This is a genomic window from Desulfosarcina sp., from assembly GCF_041551955.1.
GTDB lineage: Bacteria > Desulfobacterota > Desulfobacteria > Desulfobacterales > Desulfosarcinaceae > Desulfosarcina.
Genome location: NZ_JBFELV010000008.1, coordinates 1 through 16749 on the forward strand (window position 1 = coordinate 1; position 16749 = coordinate 16749).

Genomic DNA, 16749 nt, shown 5'->3' on the forward strand with positions numbered 1-16749 from the left:
AGGCGGTGGACTTCATCCGACGGCAGCAATCCCCTTCAGGAACGGTCAAAGCATAAAAGTCTTTAACGAATGCGCATAAAAAACAAGCGGTGCTTTTTCCTGGGCGCATAAAAAGCAGTTGACGGACCGCCGGGTGAAATGTCAGTAAAGACAATGGAGCTGGATCACAACGCAGGATGGGTTGGAATCGGGAGGGTGCCAGATTGAAAAACAATTATATCGATGCGCTCATCCAGTCGGTGGCACGGGTGGTGGAGCCGAACGTCCCGTTGCTGAAAGATGTGCTGGTCATCGGCGGCATGCCCGATAACACCCAGAATCTGAAATATCTGAGCTACAATCGTGATACCACCTTGGCCAGGGGCCTGTCTTGTGAATTTTCTGCCGTGGCGGTAATCAATAACCGGCGGGTCTCAGAATGGCAGCTCACCGGGTACACCAAGAAAATCAGCCGTTGGGTATTCAGTACCCGATGGGCCCGCAATCCACTGGACCTGTTTTTAAACAATCTGAGGTGCAGCCCGTCCGTCATATCGGTGCTTGCCGGAGCGACCAGCAATTACACCCTGCTCGGCATTATGACCGAGACCGCGCTCCACAAGACGGGGCTGGAGAATCGACGGGCAGAGTACATCTGTCCGGTTTTGGGGGTACCCGGCATCGAGGTCAATGACTTGCAGACCATCCAGGCCTTTGAATCGGCCAACCAAATTAAAAAGTCAGGCATCATCGGCCTGGAGTTGTATCGGAAGACCGGCCGCCAGATGGCCGGGACCTGAAAAAGCAAAAGGTTCAAGGGGTCGAGGGGCCAGGAGTTCAAGAGATTTTTTCTGAATCCGGTGCGTTAGGACTATCCTCGGTTTAGAATAAGGCTTCCACGAACTGCTTTGGGTCGAACGGTTGGAGGTCTTCCACGCTTTCTCCCACACCGATATATTTCAACGGGATGTTCAGGCTGCTGCAGATACTCACCACGATGCCGCCCTTGGCCGTGCCGTCCAGCTTGGTCAGGGCGATGCCGGTGACACCCAGCGCCTCGTTGAACATCTTGGCCTGTGACAGGGCGTTCTGGCCCGTGGTGGCGTCCAGCACCAACAACACTTCGTGGGGTGCCTCGGGAAGGCGTTTGGCGAGGGTGCGCTGGATCTTTTTGATTTCCTCCATCAGGTTTACCTTGGTGTGCAGACGGCCGGCGGTGTCGACGAAGACGATGTCCGTTCCTCTGGAGATGGCGGCATCGACACTGTCGTAGGCTACGGCTGCCGGGTCTGCATGGTCCTTGTGGCGGACGATATCCGCACCGGCCCGTTCGGCCCAGATGGTCATCTGTTCGATGGCTGCGGCCCGGAAGGTGTCGGCGGCGGCAATCAACACCTTCTTGCCCTGGCGGGACTCGTGAGCGGCAAGCTTGCCGATGGTGGTGGTCTTGCCCACCCCGTTGACGCCCACTACCATGACCACGTGGGGTTTGGCGGCGGCTTCAGATGATGGCGCCGGCAGGGCCTCGAAATAGGCCAGGATCTCCTCTCTCAAGACGGCTTTCAATTCCTTGGCCCCGGCGATGCGCGACCGTTTTCCCGCGATCCGCTCCATGATGTCCATGGTGGTGCGGACACCCATGTCCGCAGTGATCAACAGCTCTTCCAGGTCTTCCAACATGTCGTCGTCAACCAGCTTTTTCCCCAGAAACAGGTCATCGATATCTGTGGTTAGAATTTTGCGGGTTTTGGAAAGCCCGGATTTCAGGCGGGCGAACAAGCCCCTGCCCTTTTTCTCAGTGGGTGCATCATCTGCAGGTGGCCGCGGAGACGCCGTTTTTTCTTTCGGAACGTTCAGGTTGTCTTTACATTCTGCCGCCGCCTGCGGTTCGATCACCTCGTCGACGGGTGCTTCCGGTTCATGAAAGGCCTCATCGGCAATGCCATCGGTTTCCGGCGATTCGGCTGCTTCCTCATCGGGTTGGTCCTTCTTCTTTTTAAACCAGTTAAATGCCATGGATGTCCTTCAATGATGACGGCTTGGTAAATAGTCCAATATCTGCGTTACGCTTCACCCTTCGTCACTGCGGCGTATCATACGTACACTGCCTTCGGCACCCGCGATAGCGGTATTCCTAAAGGCTCGCAAGCCTTGATCTTGAACTTTTTACGAAGCCGTCTGAAATCAGGCTTTTTGTGCGTTGATCAATGGTGCTAGGCGGCGGTGAGTTCCTTTGGGTGGTTTTCGCGGTCCAGGTTCACCGACACGACCTTGGACAACCCCTTTTGTTCCATGGTGATGCCGAACAGGGTGTCGGCAAACTCCATGCTGTTCTTGTTGTGGGTGATCATGATGATCTGGGATTTTTCGCCGATCACCTTCATCAGGTTGTTGAAGCGCATGACGTTGGCGTCGTCCAGCGGTGCATCGATCTCGTCCATGAGGCAGAAGGATGCCGGTCTGAGCAAGAAGATGGAAAAGATGAAGCTAATGGCGGAGAGCGCCTTCTCCCCGCCGGAAAGCAGGCTCATGCGTGTGAGTTTCTTGCCCGGCGGGTGCACCATGAATTCCACCCCGGTTTCCAGCGGTTCGCTGGGATTGGTCAGTTCCAGGCGGGCGGTGCCGCCTTCGAAAAGCCGGGGAAACACGTCCTGGAGTTTTTCATTGATGCGGTTGAAGGTGTCCAGAAACCGCTCCTGGGTGATGCGGTTGATCTTGCGGATCACCTTGTGCAACCCCTCGATGGCTTTGAACAGGTCCTCCCGCTGTTCGCATAGAAAGTCGCAGCGTTCCTTTTGTTCCTCGAATTCACGGATCGCCTCCAGGTTGACGTCGCCGATGTTGATGATTTTTTGGCGGATGGCGGCCAGGGTCGTTTCCAGTTCCTCAGGGCGCTGCTGGCCGACTTCATCCGTCGGCTCATTGGCATTGGCCAGTTCGGCGATGGTACAGTGGTAGTATTCCTGGCAGCGGTTCTCCAAATTTTCTCGCTTGATTCGTTTTTCGGCCAAATCCATTTCCAGCATGCGGATTTTTTGGTGAAGTGTTTCGCGCTGGTTCTGGATCTGGGAAATCTGCGCGTCATTTTCCTTCAATCGGGCATCGATGTCACTGAACGCCTTTTCATCGGCGCCCAACCGGCCGTCTATCTGCTCAAGGGCCTCGTAATGGGCGGTAAGATCCCGGGTGTTGATTTCATTGCGTTTGCCGGTTCCTTCGATTTTTTCGGTTTTGGCGGTAATGTCATGGGATAGCTGTTGGAGGCGTAGGATCCCGTCGGCCTGGAAATCTTTCAAGCGGCGAAGCGTGCCGCTGCAATTGTCCAGGTTGGCGCTGGCTGAGGTGAGTTTGAGCTTAAGGTCGACGATCCGCTGGTTGAAGGCTTCCAGCCGTGAGGCGGTTTCATCGATCTGCGCCGATGTGCGGGCCACCTGTTCCTGGGCCTCGGTGACGTTGTCGGCCATGGCCTTCAGCAGGGCATGGTAGCGCTCGATCTCTTCGTCCAGGTCCATCTCCTCGCCCATGAGCTGTTCTTGCTCCAGCCGGACGATCTCCAGGTGCCGCCGGGCATTTTTAAGGTCTTCGTCGGCTCGGTAGAGGTCCTTTTCCTCCTCCATGGCGTCTTGGGCGGCGCTGCTTTTTTCGGCGATGGTCTCCTGCAGTTGTCGTTCAAGGTTGCGGACCTTGATTTCCATTTCGGTCTGCAGGTTGTGAGCCTCCTCCATCCGGGCGTCAAGCCGGTCGCACTGCACGGCCAGCGATTTGATCTCCTGTTTTTTGGCCAAGATACCCGACAGCTTGTCCGGGCTGCCCCCGATCATCAACCCCTGATGCGAAAGCAGGTCGCCGGCCCGAGTGACCACGGTCTGCACCTTGCCGTTGCGGTTGAAAATTTCCCGGGCCTTGTCCAGGGTGTCGGCGACCACCACATGTCCAAGCAGGGCGCTGGCCACCGATTCGAAACCATCCTTGACGCGGACATGATTCAGCAGGAGGTGGTGTGGTTCCGGCTGCTTGTCCAGGCGATCGTCCACGGCTCGCATGCCGCCCACGGGGATGAATCCGCACCGTCCGGCCTGGGTTTGCTGCAGGTAGCCGATGGCGTCGGCGCCTGAGGGTTGGTCCTGCACCAGGATGTACTGGAGAGATTCGCCCAGGGCGGCTTCGACAGCGGTTTCATAGGTGGGTGCCGGCTCGATCACGTCGGCCAGAAGCCCGACGACACCGGTGGGCCGTGCGGCTGCCGGTTCGGGCGTTTCCGGTCTGGCGGCCTTGAGGATGGCTTTGACCCCATCCTTATACCAGTCCAGGTTGGCTTCCATTTTTTTCAGGGTGGCCAGGCTGCTGCGGGCCTTGCTGCGCTCCATATCCAAGGTCTGGGCGGTCTTGACCTGGGCGGACAGGGACGCAATGGCGGCATCCAGGTCCTCTTTCAAAGAGGCAATCCGACCCTCCAGTTTCCGGATTTCGATTTTCGTCTGGGTCAGCCGGGCATCAGCGGCCTCGCGGCGCGCGGAGACTTCCCGAACGGTTTTATCGGCTATTAGGGCTTCTTCGTCGGTGCGTTTGAGTCGGCGTTTGAGATTGTCGCGGTTGTTGGCCGCATTCTGGTGGGTGTTTTTTACCCGGGCCTCCTCGGCCACCATTTTCATCAGTTCGTTCTTGCCGGATTCCAAGTTTCGGTTCAACGTGTCGATCCGTTCGCGCATGCCTGATGATTGGCTGTTTTCCAGCGCGATGGTGTCCTTCACTTCACTGATTTGGGATTGCAGTTCCTGGTGTTGACGCTGGACGCCCTCGATCTCCGAGTCGATCGAGCTGTTCTTGGCCGCCAGATCGGTCCGGGCCGCCTCGAGTTCAGCGACTTCGCGTATCAACCGCTCGCGGTCAGTTTTCATATGAGCCAGGTCGGCCTCGATGCGGTCGATCTTGCGTTGAATCTCGAATTTGCGGGACTTCTGGGAGGCGATCTCCCGATCCTTTTCAGAGCGGCGAAGCTTGATGGCTTGGATGGCCGCGTCGATTTTTTGGAGGCGAGTGCTTTGGCCGATGTCTTCGTCTTTGAGCGATTTCAGCAAGTTGCCGGCTTCGTCCATCTGGCGGCCCAGGTCGGCATCGCGGTTGCGGATGAGCCGGATGTCTATCCCCCGAGCCTCGGCTTTGAGGTTTTTGAACCGTTCTGCCCTCTGGGCCTGGCGCTTGAGACCGGCCATCTGACGGTCGATTTCGGTGATGATGTCCTTGACCCGCAGCAGGTTCTGGTTGGTGGCGTTCAACTTTCTCAGGGCTTCGGTTTTGCGCATCTTGTAGCGGGTGACACCGGCTGCCTCCTCGATGAAGACCCGCCTTTCGTCCGGGCCGGCGTCGGTAATGGCGCCGATGTTTCCCTGTTGAATGACCGCGTAGGTGCGGGCACCCACGCCGCTGCCCATGAAGATGTTGTGGATGTCCTTGAGGCGGCAGGGCTGCTTGTTGATCAGGTAGGCGGTTTCGCCGCTGCGGTAAAGCCGGCGGGTTACCATCACTTCGCTGAAATCCCTGAATTCCTCGGGCATGCTGCCGTTGTCGTTGACCAGGGTCAGGGAGACTTCGGCCAGGTTCATCGGCGGCTTGCCGCTGGCACCGGAAAAGATAATGTCCTCCCTGTCCTTGCCCCGAAGCTGCTTGATGCTCTGTTCGCCCATCACCCAGCGAAGGGCATCCACCACATTGCTCTTGCCGCAGCCGTTGGGTCCAACCACCGCACAGATGCCCGGGGGGAAGGCGATCGAGGCCTTTTCGAAAAAAGATTTAAATCCGACGATGTCCAGTTTTTTTAGTTTCATCGTTGCCTGCTCCTGCCTGCCTGTCCAGCCATTAGTCCTCGATAAGGCTCAGCAACAGCCGTTGCGCCCGAAGGCGTATAAGTAATGGGTTGTGTTGATTTCCGTTGGAATACCGGTAGCGGTCGCCGGAATGAACGATTGCTGGTAACCAGATACCATCAAGACCGGTAGTTGTAAAGTGGAAAGCACAATTTGGGGGGTTGTAAGATGATTTGTGCCACTATATGTGGTGTAAACATTTACACAGCGGCTTTATACTGCGGAGGGTCATTTTTATGCGAAAAAACATTTTATGAAGATGTGCCGCATTTGCTTCAAAAGTGTCTATCTAAAATTGGTAGATTGTGGTTCAGGCCAAGGCCGCAGCATTTTCGCACCCGCAGGCGTAGCAGCGCTACGTCGAGGATGGTGAAAATGTGAGAACGCCGGGCTGGGCCGCAAGATGCCGTTTCTGGACGGACACAAACTAATCTTTTTTCAGCAGCAGGTACAGCAGCGCCATGCGGATGTAAAGGCCGTTCATGGCTTGTTGAAAATAGCGGGCCCGGGGATCGTCGTCCACTTCCTTGGGGATTTCGTCTACCCGGGGCAGCGGATGCATAATAATGGCGTCCGGCTTCATGGTCCGGACCCGTTCCGGGGTGAGGATATATTTGCCGGCGGCTGTTTTGTAGTCTTCGGGGTCATGGAACCGCTCCTTCTGGATGCGGGTCATGTAGACGCAGTCCACCTCCGGGGCAACGCTGGCCAGGTCTGTTTCCTCACGCCATGGAACGTTGTTTTTATCCAGGTAGGCTTTGATGTCTCCCTCCATTTTACAAACCGGCGGCGAAACGAAGATGATCTCCACATTTTCATACTTGGTCAACAGGTATGCCAGCGACCTTACCGTTCGCCCGTAGCGCAGGTCACCCACCATGGCGATTTTCAGGCCGTTTTTTTCCGGGAAGGCGTCCACGATGGTATACATGTCCAGCAGAGCCTGGGTCGGATGCTGGCCGGCGCCGTCGCCGGCATTGATGACGGGGATACAGGAAATTTCCGAAGCCCGTGCCGCACTGCCCGCTTCATTGTGGCGCATGACAATGACATCGGCATAGCCGTTCATGATTCGTGTCGAGTCGGAAAGGCTTTCCCCCTTGGCCGCACTGGAGAACTCCCGGGCGTTTTCCGTCGTGATCACCGATCCGCCCAATCGCAGCATGGCGCTTTCAAATGAAAAGCGGGTACGGGTGGAGGGTTCGTAAAACAAGGAGGCCATGATCCTGCCCTCCAGTGATTTGGCAAAGCGTCGTTCGCCAAAAAGGTCCATCTTCATCTGGTCGGCGGTCTGGAAAACCACTTCGAGCAGTTCCCGATCGAACTGCTGAGACTCAATCACGTGCGCCAACGGAAAAGCTGCCATGGGATCGTCCTCCTTAAATATTGACAAATTCGGTTCCGGCCTTTCCGGCCACCGCATCGACGATGCGGTCGACCCGGGTAATCACCGCCCGTTTGCCGCCGCCGCCGACGAACTGCATGGCCGCTTCCACCTTGGGGAGCATGGCGCCGGCAGAGAAATGGCCAGCGAGGATATATTGGGCCGATTCCGTGAGACTGACCGAAGTCAGATAGCGTTCATCGGGTCTGCCGAAATTCAGGGCCACGCCGTCCACATCCGTGGCCATGACGAAAACGTCCACACCCACTTCTTCGGCCAGGCAGGCACTGGCCAGGTCCTTGTCGATAACGGCATCCACGCCGTCGAATGTGCGTCCGGCGCGCACCACCGGAATACCGCCCCCGCCGCAGCAGATCACGATAAATCCCGCACCAATCAGGGTCCTGATCTCCCGTTTCTCGACAATGGTTACCGGCTTGGGGGAAACGACCACGCGCCGGTAGCCTTTGGGGGTCTTAATCGTGGGGTAGGGCAGGGTGGCGGCCTTTTCTTTGGTGAACGCGGGTCCCACCGGCTTGGATGGCGACTTAAATGCCTTGTCGGTTTCGTCCACCACCACATAGCTGATCAGACTGACCAGCGGTTGGCTGTTGATGCCTAAGGCCATGAGGGCTTCGTCCAGGGTCGATTCGATCATGTAGCCGATCTGACCCTGGGTTTGGGCCACAAGAATCTCCAGCGGCAGCCGTGGAACCGTGTCGCAACACTCCTGCTGAAGCAGCAGGTTGCCCACCTGGGGACCGTTGCCATGGGTGATGATGATTCGGTAGTCCTTTGACAACCTGGCGATCTGGTCTATCGGGATCTTCAGGTTCTCGAACTGCTCCTCCACGGTGCCGGTCTGCCCCTTCTGGATCATGGCGTTTCCGCCTAAAGCGACCAGCAGCACGGGCTTTTGATTGGCTTTTTTCTTCATCAGGCTTTTCCGCAAATCTTCAGCAGGATGGCATTTTGGGCATGCATTCGGTTTTCCGCTTCGTCGAAGACGATCGACGCCTCGGATTCAAGTACCGAGTCGGTGGTTTCCACGCCGCGTTCGGCGGGCAGGCAGTGCATGAACAGGCTGGTCTTGCCGGTGGCGGCCATCAGTTCGTCATTGACCTGAAACCCCTGAAAACGGGCTTTGCGCGCTTCGGCTTCATCTTTCTGCCCCATGGAGGCCCAGACGTCCGTATAGACGATATCGGCATCCTTGACGGCTGTTTTGGGATCGTGGCTGATTTCTATCTCCGACAGGCCGGCCTGTCGGGTGTCGGCAATGGTCTGTGCATCGGGCTCATAGTCGTCAGGGCAGGCGCAGACAAAGTGGAAGGGCAAGCGTTGCGCCAGGCGCAGCCAGGAGTGCACGATGTTGTTGCCGTCGCCCACGTAGGCCACCTTCAGGTCATTGAGGTGCCCGCGGTGCTCTAAAATAGTGAACATGTCGGCCATGATCTGACAGGGATGGTTGTAGTCGGTCAGGCCGTTGACCACCGGCACCGACGCGTATTCGGCCAGTTCGAGCACATGCGCGTGGGCGAAGAGCCGGGCCATGATGACATCGTTGTAGCGGGCGATGACCCGTGCGATATCTTTAACCGCCTCACGTTTGCCGATGGAGATGTCCGACGGGCCCAGGTAGAGGGCGTGGCCGCCCATGCGGTAAAAGCCCGTTTCAAAGGAGATGCGTGTGCGGGCAGACGGCTTGGCGAAGATCATGGCCATGGAGTGGTCTTTGAACGGTTTGTAGTCCTCCCGGCGTTTGAAACGCGCCTTGACCTCTTTGGCCAGGGTGAAGGTTGCCTGGATTTCGTCGGCACTAAAATCGGTGATATGCAGAAAATCGCGTTTCACGGGGATACCTCCTTTATGCTTTCATCACCGCATCGATTTGTTCCAGCGCCCAATCCACTTCGTCTTTTTTAATGACCAGGGGCGGGGCGAAGCGGATGGTATTTTCATGGGTTTCCTTGCACAGTATGCCCCTGCCGGCCAGTTGGTAGCAGAACGGTCGGGCGCCGCCCGTTTTCTGAAAGAGCTCCATGGCGATCATCAGACCGCGGCCGCGCACCTCCTTGATGTGCGGGCTCTGGATCTTTTTCAGGCCGGCCAGAAAATAATCACCCATTTCGCTGACATTTTCAATCATCTTTTCTTCCTTGAGCACCCGGATGGCGGTGCGGGCGATGGCGCAGGCCAGCGGGTTGCCGCCAAAGGTGGATCCATGTTCGCCGGGCTGCAGCACATCCATGACCTCTTTGTTGGACAGCACGGCCGAGACCGGATAAAAGCCCCCGGACAGGGCTTTGCCCACCAGGGTGAGGTCGGCCTCGATGCCGTCGTGCTCCTCGGCCAGGAGCCGCCCGGTGCGCCCCAGGCCGGTCTGGATTTCGTCGAGAATCAGCACCACGTTGTGGCGGTCGCAGATTTCGCGGGCGGCCTTGAGATAGCCGTCCTTGGGTATGATGACGCCGGCTTCACCCTGGATGGGTTCCACCAGAAAGCCGGCGGTATTGGGGGTGATGGCCGCTTCCAGTGCATCGGCATCGCCGAAGGGGATGATTTTGAAGCCCGGGGTGAATGGGCCGAACCCGCTGCGGGCCGTCGGGTCGGTGGAAAATCCCACGATCGTGATGGTGCGACCGTGGAAGTTGTTGGCGCAGACGATGATCTCCGCCTTGTCTTCGGGGATGCCTTTGACCTGGTAGCCCCATTTTCGTACGGCCTTGATCACGGTTTCCACCGCTTCGGCGCCGCTGTTCATGGGCAGCACCTTGTGGGAGCGGGTCAGTTCGCAGATTTCCTTGTAGAAATAACCCAGCTGATCGTTGCGGAAGGCCCGGGAGGTGAGGGTCAGCTTCTGGGCCTGGGCCATCATGGTTTTCATGATCGCCGGGTGGCAGTGGCCCTGATTGACCGCACTGTAGGCAGCCAGGCAGTCCAGGTACCGTTTACCGTCTACGTCCCACACCCAAACGCCTTCACCCTTGGTCAGGACGACGTCCAGGGGTTTGTAGTTGTGGGCGCCGTATTCGTTTTCGAGATCGAGATATTGTTGGGTGTTCATGGGTTGCCTCCTTGGCTGTTCATATATCTGTTGAAACGGCGCACGTGGCTTTGCATGAGCGAGCGCACGGCCGTGGCCTGCTGTTTTTCCAGCGCAGTGACGATGTCGCACAGATCTTGATAGTTTTCCTGCATGAAGGGCGGGTCTTTCAGGGGGTGGGTTTCATAGTACCGCTGGATGTTGTCGTGGACCATGCGCAGGACGAATTCGTATACCCGGTTGCCGGCGGATTTGGCAATGGCCACGTGGATGCGGTTGTCCACCTGACAAAACCGTTCCCACGCCTCGATGCCGTCACCCACATGTTTTTTGGCCTGTTTCAGCAGCGATTTGAGCTGGCGGATATCCGCCGGGGTGGCGCGCTGGGCGGCGAGGGCGGCCACGCTGCCCTCGACACCCTCCCGGAATTCGGAGAGCTCGACCAGGGTGATTTCTCGGTGGCGAATCAGAAGGCCCAGGCTTTCGGCCACCGGTGCCATGCCTGGCTGCTTGACCACCGCCCCGCCGCGCACGCCGCGTCTGATTTCCAGGAGTCCTTTTTGCTCCAGGACACGCAAGGCCTCGCGAAGGGGCCCGCGGCTGGTTTGGAACATATCGACCAAGTCCCGCTGGGCGGGCAACCGGTCGCCGGCCTTCAGGCGACCATCTAAAATGGCCCCTTCGATCTGAGCGATCAGGTCTTCGAAAATGCGTTGCTGGCTAGTTTTTTTAAACATGGTTTGCCTGTATTGGAGCGCTTACCCGTCAAGTGGAACACGTGGCCGCCAATGCATTTAATGTTAATGGGTAACCCATTTAAAAAAGGTTGGCCCAAATGTCAATTAAAAGTTGGTCTAATTGACCTTCAGGCCAACCAACCAATGGAAGCGTGGACGATCTGGTTGACCGATAACCTGATGTGGAACAGCCAAATCAGCTATTTTTGATGCCACGCTTGATGGTTCCGTAAAAAGTCACAAGTGGTGTCACTCCCGCGAAGGCGGGGCACGTAGTGAAGCTTTTTCAGCGCTGTCCATACCTGTCTGAAACTTATAGATCCCCGCCTTCGCGGGGATGACAAAAAAGAGGACATCTCGACTTTTTACGGGTTCATCACGCTTGAACGATAGACGCTTTTGTGGATCGGAAAAAGCGGTCAAGGTTGCTTTCTCGGCGATATGAGTTCAAACAACTCCTGGGACGTGTCCCGCAGGTGCAAACTCAGCAGTCTGGCGATCGATCGCAGGATTTTAACACCGATTCTCGGGTGTTCATCACAAATCTGATCGAAGCGCCTGCGCGGCAGGGTGAGCAGGGTGACATCGGTGCGTGATTTGACGGTGGCGGTGCGGGAAAAGTTGCCGATGACGGCCATTTCTCCCAGGGAACCGCCAGGGGCCTTGACGGCGATTTTCTTTTCTACGCGCCCATCATACAATTTCAATACGTCCAGGGTGCCGTCAACCACGAAGCACACCTCATCGCCCGGATCGCCTTCGCTAAAGACGAAATCGCCGGCTTCATACCGCGAAACATGCATGTGGTCGCTGATTGTGTTCAGTTCAGCGGGGTCCAGATCAGCGAAAATCGGGATGCTGGACAGGCAGTTGATGATGGCCTCTTTTAATACGTTCTTAGATCGAGTCGGTTTCAATGGCGGGGTAGCCTCAGCGTAAAGGAATGGTTTTTTTTCAATCTGCTCTGGAAGACGCAACATCCTAACCGAAAATCTTTCGAATGGTTATCCCAAGACCCCACTTGATGTCAAATGCCTGTGCATGCATCATGGGGTTCAATCCTGGCCGACGGGGTCGGGATTCTTTACTTTAAAAGTGGTGTTTGATATATCAGGCATCAGTAAGTTGGAGACACGGTTTTTTTTCCTGAGGATGGATGTCAATAAGCTGAAAAGGAGTATCGAATGGACGGTTCTTTGTCGCATGTGTTGGATTACGGCGTAGATGAGATGGTCGTTGGCGACAGGGATCACCTGTGGCATCACATCAAGCCCCACAAATGTTTTCAGGTCCAGGAGCAGATGATCATCGTGGCAGGCAAGGGGTTGACGGTCACAGATATCCGTGGGCGGGAATACTTGGACGCGACTTCAGGCGGCGTGTGGTGCGTCAATGTGGGCTACGGCCGGGACAGTATTGCCGATGCCGTGGCCGCTCAGATGAAGAAGATGCCATATTTCGCAGGCAGCGTCGGCACGATCCCCTCCATCAAGCTCTCCAGCAAATTAATCCAACTGCTGCCGACCATGGGCAAAGTCTATTTTTCCAACAGCGGGTCCGAGGCGAACGAAAAAAGCTACAAGATCATTCGCCAGGCCACCACTATCGATCCGGCCCGCAAAGGCAAATATAAAATTATGTACCGGGACCGGGACTATCACGGCACTACCATTGCCGTGCTGGCTTCCTCTGGACAGGCCGAACGCAAGAAGGACTTCGGGCCCTTTCCGGACGGTTTCGTGCAGATTCCACACTGCCTGTGCTACCGCTGTCCTTTCGATAAAAGCTACCCGAACTGCGATATCCAGTGCGCCAGAACGGTGGAAGAGATTATCTTGAAAGAGGGGCCGGAGAGCGTGGGCGGATTGATCGTAGAGCCGATCACTGCCGGCGGCGGCATCATCGTTCCTGTGGATGAGTATTTTCCCATTCTGCAGGAGATATGCAAAAAATACGGTGTATTTATGGTCATCGACGAGGTGGTGGCCGGATTCGGCCGGACCGGCAAGTTTTTCGGACACCAGCATTTCGACGTGGACCCGGACATGATCACCCTGGCCAAGGGCATGGCCAGCGCCTATGAACCCATTTCCGCCACGGTGGTCAAGCAGCATATTTACGATCTGTTTCTCAACGATCCGGCCGACCCGAATAAACGTATGCATTTTTTTCGGGACATTTCCACTTACGGCGGCTGTGCCGGCGTCATGGCGGCGTCGCTGGAGAACATTCGCATCATGGAAACTGAAGGTCTGGTCGAAAACAGCCGGGTGATGGGCGATTATCTGCTCGGCAGGCTCAGGGAACTGATAGACCACCCTGCAGTCGGCGACGTTCGGGGCAAAGGCCTTTTCTGCGGTGTGGAACTGGTGTCCCATAAACAGGGTAAACAGCCGCCCAGCGAGGCACAGATCGGTGCAGTGATCGATGCCGTCAAGGCAGAGGGGGTGCTGCTCGGGCGAACCAACAGCAGCCTGCCCGGTCTCAACACGACCCTCTATTATGCACCGGCGCTGGTGATCACTAAAGATGAGGCGGATCGGATGGTCCTGGCCACCCAAAAAGGCATCGAAAAAGTCTTCGGATGAGAAAAACGATTGCTTCCACCCACCGATAATAAGGACGTCAACCCCTTTGAGCTGCGTTCGCTGCGGGAGCAGGTTTACCAGTATTTGCGGACCGAGATGCTCAACGGCCGCATTATCCCTGGCGAGTATATCCGGCTCAATGAGATGAGTGAACGGCTGGGGATCAGCAAAACCCCCCTGCGCGACGCGATCATCCAGTTGGAGTGCGAAGGATTCGTCACTATTCTGCCGCGTCGGGGGGTAGTGATGAACCGGTTGTCCCTGCAGGACGTCAAAGACGCATACGACATTGTAGGCGCGATAGAAGCCTATGTGCTGGTTGACGTCTGCAGTCGCTTCACCGACGAACGCCTCGATGCCATGACCGCCATCAATGTCAGCATGAAGGAGATGATCGAAGGGGATGATTTCGACGATCGCTATGCCGATTTTTTCGGGTTGAACCTCACCTTCCACGACCACTTCTTGGACCTGTCCGACAACCGGCAGGTCAAAAAAATTATTATCCCCTTCAAGCAACGGCTCTACGATTTTCCCCGTCGCCGTTATATTCGCGAGTGGGAACGCCAAAACTGCCGGGAGCACGACGAGCTGATCGACCTGATCTGCGCCGGAGATGGGAAGGCGGCCGCCGACATGCTGCAGAATCGGCACTGGTCCTTCTCCTATTATGAGGGGTTTATCCGCCAGTTTTACCAGGAACCATTGAAATAACATACGTGGAGGATCCCATGCGAAAGGTTGCCTGGTATTCGTTGCCGCTGATGCTCAGCCTTTTTCTCCTTGCTGGATGTGCCGTTCTCAATCGCTACCAGACCGATGGCACGCTTCAATTGAGGGGCCTCGATTCGCCAGTTAAAGTGGTTCGCGATGAAAAGGGCATGGCCTATATTTACGCCGACTCGCTGGACGACGCCATGCGCGCCTTGGGATACGTCACCGCCCAGGACCGTTTGTTCCAGATGACCCTGACCCGGCTTTTCGCCGCAGGTCGGATTGGTGAACTTGGTGGGGAAAAAGCCAAGGGACTGGATATTCGCCACCGTACCCTCGGCTTTCACCGCCAGGCCATCGCCCACGCCAGAAAGTTGGAACAGGATACCCGTCGATTCATCCAGTGCTATGTGGACGGCGTCAACGCATACATCCAAGACGGCAGGGATTCTTTTCCGCTGGAGTTCAAATTGGCGGGAATATCGCCGGAACCATGGACCCTTGCGGATAGCATTGCCATCTTATATTTAATGAGTTGGGACACCTCGGCCAACCTGAAGACGGAGATTGTGGCACAATTGCTGGTTGAAAAACTCGGCCAGCAGAAGGCCAGGGAGATATTTCCCTTGATTGTCAACCCGGACGATGAGGTTTCCCGGGCGGATGCGGCCGGTGGTTATCCGATGGCTTCAGCCGGCATTCAAACCGATAAAATGCTGCTGGGCTTTCTTGAAGGCGGCAGCCATGCGATGGGCAGCAACAACTGGGTAATCGGTCCAGGTCTGTCTGTCGGCGGAAAGCCGGTCGTCTGTAATGATCCTCACATGGAAACCCGTATTCTCCCCGGCCCCTGGTATCCGGCCGGTTTAGTCACACCCGACAACCGTATCGTTGGCGTTCATCTCCCTGGTCTGCCCCTGATGCCCATCTTTCGTAACCGGTCTGTGGCCGTCGGCGTTACCAATGCCTATGGGGACATGCAGGACCTCTACGTGGAAACCGTCGATCCGGCCAACCCCGATCATTATCTGGAGGGCAACCGGTCCATTCCCTTTGCCGTGGTTCAGGAAAAAATAAGAATTCGGGACAAGAAGGCGAAGATGGGATTCCGAGAAGAGCCGATTACGATTCGCTACACAAGTCGGGGTCCGGTCGTTTCCGATGTGCTCAAGGGCCTTGAAACGGATCAGGTGATGAGTCTCCGATGGGCACCTTTTGAAAATATGAGCCCGTCCCTGGGGGTGACGGACTTAATCAATGCCAACAATGTGGGCGACATCCGGCGTGCGCTGGCGATGGCCAATATTATCATGCTCAATTTCGCCTTTGGCGATGCGGACGGAAACATCGGCTGGCACGTCTCCGGGCGTTTGCCCATCCGTAATGACGGGGATGGGACCGTTCCGTTCGTGGTGGCCGACGGCAGGGACAACTGGCGCGGTTTTGTCCCTTTTGAACAGATGCCCCACGCATACAACCCCGAAAGGGGTTGGCTGGGCACCTGCAACCACCATACGGTGCCGCACGATTATCCCTATTATTTCTCATCCTACCAGTCGCCTTCCTATCGATACCGCCGACTCAAACAGCTGATGGAAACGCCCGGTGAAAAAACCGTTGACGATCACTGGCGCTATCAGCGGGACACCTTCAACCTGATGGCGGAAAAGCTGGTTCCTTATATGGTGGAGGTCCTGGAGACTTCTCCGCAAACCCACAAACTGGCTGAAATCCTAAAAAATTGGGATTTGTATGACGACATCGACGCCGTCGGTGCCACTCTTTTCCATTCGATTTACGAACGATTCGCCTGGCTGACGTTTTCCGATGAACTGGGAGAAGATCTGGCCAAGCATATGCTGGGGCTCTGGTATTTCTGGCAGGAACGATTTCAGCTGATGGTGTTAACCGACCACCTGGGGGCCTGGTTCGATGACACGACGACGGCCGGGACCGTCGAACGAAAGCCAGAGATCCTGATCCGTGCGGCCTTAGACGCCCGTGCCATGCTTTCCGCGACAATGGGCAGCAACCCGGATCGATGGCTGTGGGGAAACGTCCATCAGCACAGTTTCGTCAGCCCCATTCGCAGGGAAGGCTTTGGCAAGGGCCTTTTCGGAGGCGGCACCCACCCGGCAGCGGGTTCCGTGGAGGTTCTCTATCGGGGGCGATATGAATACAACGATCCTTATTCGGTGACCATCTCTGCGGCCCTTCGCATGGTGGCCGACCTTGCCGACGAGGACAAGGTGCTGGCCGTGTTGTCCGGCGGGGTGACCGGGCGGGTGTTTCATCCCCATGCCAAAGACCAGATCGGTGCATTCATGGATGGTGAGAAGATGTATTGGTGGTTCAGCGACCGTGAAATTGCCAACCACCACCGCTCGGTCCTGATGCTGACGCCGACTGCCGAGCCTTCCCATTGATCATGCCTTGC

The 16749-nt window shown here is 56.5% G+C and carries 12 protein-coding genes; 4 read left to right on the plus strand and 8 right to left on the minus strand.

Going from position 1 to position 16749, the window contains the following annotated elements; genetic code table 11:
- The first annotated feature begins 203 nt into the window (after positions 1-203).
- Positions 204-779, plus strand: coding sequence for a hypothetical protein (locus tag ABYV26_RS01395; protein ID WP_372677454.1), 576 nt, complete (start codon positions 204-206; stop codon positions 777-779).
- A gap of 82 nt (positions 780-861) precedes the next feature.
- On the opposite strand, the gene ftsY is transcribed toward ABYV26_RS01395, so the two are convergent.
- From ftsY to ABYV26_RS01435, 8 genes are all read right to left on the minus strand, one after another.
- Positions 862-1995, minus strand: coding sequence for a signal recognition particle-docking protein FtsY (ftsY, locus tag ABYV26_RS01400; RefSeq protein WP_372677456.1), 1134 nt, complete (start codon positions 1993-1995; stop codon positions 862-864).
- A gap of 197 nt (positions 1996-2192) precedes the next feature.
- Complete coding sequence (smc, locus tag ABYV26_RS01405) at positions 2193-5804, minus strand: chromosome segregation protein SMC (protein ID WP_372677458.1); 3612 nt, start codon at positions 5802-5804, stop codon at positions 2193-2195.
- 466 nt (positions 5805-6270) lie between these two features.
- Positions 6271-7209, minus strand: a complete 939-nt coding sequence (gene pyrB, locus ABYV26_RS01410) for an aspartate carbamoyltransferase (protein ID WP_372677460.1) — start codon at positions 7207-7209, stop codon at positions 6271-6273.
- 13 nt (positions 7210-7222) lie between these two features.
- Complete coding sequence (locus tag ABYV26_RS01415; protein WP_372677462.1) at positions 7223-8164, minus strand: carbamate kinase; 942 nt, start codon at positions 8162-8164, stop codon at positions 7223-7225.
- Entirely contained in the window at positions 8164-9081 is a 918-nt protein-coding gene (gene argF, locus ABYV26_RS01420) for an ornithine carbamoyltransferase (protein WP_372677464.1), read from the minus strand. Before argF ends, ABYV26_RS01415 begins: the two co-directional genes overlap by 1 nt.
- A gap of 13 nt (positions 9082-9094) precedes the next feature.
- On the minus strand, positions 9095-10294 hold the full coding sequence (gene rocD / locus ABYV26_RS01425; protein ID WP_372677466.1) for an ornithine--oxo-acid transaminase: 1200 nt from the start codon (positions 10292-10294) through the stop codon (positions 9095-9097).
- Entirely contained in the window at positions 10291-11010 is a 720-nt protein-coding gene (locus ABYV26_RS01430; RefSeq protein ID WP_372677468.1) for a FadR/GntR family transcriptional regulator, read from the minus strand. The genes rocD and ABYV26_RS01430 overlap by 4 nt, the downstream gene beginning before the upstream one ends.
- Before the next feature lie 419 nt (positions 11011-11429).
- Positions 11430-11927, minus strand: coding sequence for a cyclic nucleotide-binding domain-containing protein (locus ABYV26_RS01435; RefSeq protein ID WP_372677470.1), 498 nt, complete (start codon positions 11925-11927; stop codon positions 11430-11432).
- Between the two features lie 267 nt (positions 11928-12194).
- Between ABYV26_RS01435 and ABYV26_RS01440 the strand changes: the two genes are divergently transcribed.
- From ABYV26_RS01440 to ABYV26_RS01450, 3 genes are read left to right on the plus strand one after another with little or no spacing between them, the layout of a single operon-like run.
- Positions 12195-13598 (plus strand): aminotransferase class III-fold pyridoxal phosphate-dependent enzyme, encoded by a 1404-nt coding sequence (locus ABYV26_RS01440; protein ID WP_372677472.1) that lies wholly within the window; start codon positions 12195-12197, stop codon positions 13596-13598.
- Between the two features lie 9 nt (positions 13599-13607).
- Positions 13608-14312 carry a GntR family transcriptional regulator gene (locus ABYV26_RS01445; RefSeq protein ID WP_372677474.1) on the plus strand — a complete coding sequence of 235 codons (705 nt, stop codon included), beginning with the start codon at positions 13608-13610 and terminating at the stop codon, positions 14310-14312.
- 17 nt (positions 14313-14329) lie between these two features.
- A complete protein-coding gene (locus tag ABYV26_RS01450; protein WP_372677476.1) occupies positions 14330-16738 on the plus strand; it encodes a penicillin acylase family protein in 2409 nt (802 codons plus the stop codon).
- The last annotated feature ends 11 nt before the right edge of the window (positions 16739-16749 follow it).

Excerpts from the sequence above, each read along its gene's own strand:
- ftsY (WP_372677456.1), bottom strand. The coding sequence starts at position 1,995 with ATGGCATTTAACTGGTTTAAAAAGAAGAAGGACCAACCCGATGAGGAA.
- smc (WP_372677458.1), bottom strand. The coding sequence starts at position 5,804 with ATGAAACTAAAAAAACTGGACATCGTCGGATTTAAATCTTTTTTCGAA.
- pyrB (WP_372677460.1), bottom strand. The coding sequence starts at position 7,209 with ATGGCAGCTTTTCCGTTGGCGCACGTGATTGAGTCTCAGCAGTTCGAT.
- ABYV26_RS01415 (WP_372677462.1), bottom strand. The coding sequence starts at position 8,164 with ATGAAGAAAAAAGCCAATCAAAAGCCCGTGCTGCTGGTCGCTTTAGGC.
- rocD (WP_372677466.1), bottom strand. The coding sequence starts at position 10,294 with ATGAACACCCAACAATATCTCGATCTCGAAAACGAATACGGCGCCCAC.
- ABYV26_RS01430 (WP_372677468.1), bottom strand. The coding sequence starts at position 11,010 with ATGTTTAAAAAAACTAGCCAGCAACGCATTTTCGAAGACCTGATCGCT.
- ABYV26_RS01440 (WP_372677472.1), top strand. The coding sequence starts at position 12,195 with ATGGACGGTTCTTTGTCGCATGTGTTGGATTACGGCGTAGATGAGATG.
- ABYV26_RS01450 (WP_372677476.1), top strand. The coding sequence starts at position 14,330 with ATGCGAAAGGTTGCCTGGTATTCGTTGCCGCTGATGCTCAGCCTTTTT.